Raw genomic sequence first — 397 nt, 5'->3', positions numbered from 1 at the left:
TATTACAGAGCGGAAAAAGGCAGAAGAATTGCTAAATAAATCAGATACACTTGCGGCAATTGGTCAATTAGCAGCCGGTGTAGCACATGAAGTGAGGAACCCTTTAACTGTAATAAAAGGATTTATACAATTATTCCAAATTAACAAAGAGGATCAAGAAAAATATTTTAATCTTATGCTTTCTGAAATCGAGAGAATTGAAGCAATCCTTCAGGAATTTTTGTCGATTGCTAAAACAGATGAAATCCCTACTGAGAAGAAAAATATTTGTCAAATATTCAAAAATGTTGTGTCGTTAATTAACACAAAAGCAATTATGACAAACATTCAAGTTGAGTTATTTACAGATTCCAAAGAGATGATTATTGAATGCTCTGAAAATCAATTAAAACAAGTA

The 397-nt window shown here is 31.0% G+C and carries 1 protein-coding gene; it reads left to right on the top strand.

Annotation, left to right across the window (positions count from 1 at the left end):
• The coding region (locus V7038_RS24020) for a histidine kinase dimerization/phospho-acceptor domain-containing protein (RefSeq protein WP_335695748.1) at positions 1-397 on the top strand (397 nt) is incomplete at both ends.

Origin of the sequence: Bacillus sp. JJ783 (genome assembly GCF_036963225.1) — a bacterium.
Taxonomy (GTDB): domain Bacteria; phylum Bacillota; class Bacilli; order Bacillales; family Bacillaceae_G; genus Bacillus_A; species Bacillus_A cereus_U.
Note: the sequence above shows the minus strand (reverse complement) of the source record. Positions and strands in the feature narration are given on the sequence as shown.